The organism is Litchfieldia stipae, from assembly GCF_014837155.1.
Lineage (GTDB): Bacteria > Bacillota > Bacilli > Bacillales > Bacillaceae_L > Litchfieldia.
Map to the genome: position 1 here is coordinate 1 of NZ_JACYHA010000056.1, position 1,406 is coordinate 1,406.

A 1,406-nucleotide genomic window follows, 5' to 3' on the forward strand; every position below is an offset into this window, starting at 1 on the left:
CACTAGTGTTGCATTAATTTAAATTCACTATTAAAAATACTCAAAATGTTCAATATTATTATTTTGTGCAAAGAAAAAGTCCTTTATAATGGATTAGTCAGGTGGTAACCCGTCCAAATCCACTAAAAAAGGACCATCACATGGACAAGATTACACGAAAAACTTCATTTGGACAATGGTTTTCACCTATAAATCTTCAATTATTTGAAGAAAACGTGAAAACGATGAAATTAGATTACTATACGAAAAAATTAACGACAGAGTCATTTCTAAAATTACTACTTTTTGCGCAGCTACAAGAAATTGAAAGTCTGCATGCGCTGGGTGATTGTCTTTTCGATGACCAGCTTCAAAAAGGGATAGACCTTGATTCTATTAGTATTTCTCAGTTGTCACGGCGGTTAAACGGCATAAACCCTGACCTATTTCAAAGGCTTTTTCTTGATTTAGTGTCACAAATTCATGCCAAAACGCATTACACGAAACTCGTGATGCCGTTAAAAATCATTGATTCAAGCACATTGCCACTTAATTTGACCAATCATAAATGGGCTAAATTCCGCAAAACAAAAGCAGGTGTAAAGTTACATTTGCGCCTTGTGTTTATGGAAAAGGGTATATCCTATCCTGAAAAGGCCGTTATGACAACGGCAAAAGCACATGACCGTGGTCAGCTTGAAATCATGGTGGATGACAAGGAATGCATGTATGTGTTTGACCGTGGTTATCTAGACTACGAGCGCTTTGATCGCATGACTGATGATGGTTACTTCTTTCTTTCACGGCTACGCAAAAATGCAGTCATACGGAACGTTTACGATTTTAAGCTACCAAAGGATACAGCTGTTTTATCAGACCAAATGGTGTTGATAGGTACGACTCAAAACCGTGCTGAAAATTACTTTCGGCTTCTAAAAGTGATTGACTCAAAAGGAAATGAACTTCATTTAATTACAAATCGTTTTGATTTAAGCGCCGAAGAAATTTCAGAAATGTATAAATCACGGTGGGCAATTGAGCTGTTTTTTAAATGGATCAAACAACATCTCAGCATCAAAAAGTTCTACGGTCAAAGCGAATGGGCGATTCAAAATCAAGTATTTATCGCACTAATTGTTTTTTGCCTACATGTTCTCGTACAAATCGAGACCAGAAGCAAGCGAAAAACCTTACAGATTAGCCGTTATCTAAGGGCTGCATTGTGGAAACCAGCGAATGTTTGGCTTCGAAAGATTGAAGGAAAAGCCATCCCTTAAATATGCAAATTGTCGTCGTTGCAAAAGTCTAATTGTAAATAAATTTCCAAATGGATGGGGCCACCTTTGATTGGGTATTTACTTTTTTGCCTCTAAACAGGGAAGGTGAGTAAACTGAAAATTATGACACTATTTATGCAACACTAGTGA

Annotated in this window: 1 protein-coding gene; it reads left to right on the forward strand. The window is 36.8% G+C overall.

Annotation, left to right across the window (positions count from 1 at the left end):
- The first annotated feature begins 140 nt into the window (after positions 1–140).
- Positions 141–1,256: an IS4 family transposase gene (locus F7888_RS22250; protein ID WP_191783586.1), complete on the forward strand. Its 1,116-nt coding sequence runs from the start codon at positions 141–143 to the stop codon at positions 1,254–1,256.
- Positions 1,257–1,406 lie beyond the last annotated feature (150 nt).

Bases quoted from the DNA above. Each gene is read 5' to 3' on its own strand.
- F7888_RS22250 (WP_191783586.1), top strand. From the start codon at position 141: ATGGACAAGATTACACGAAAAACTTCATTTGGACAATGGTTTTCACCT.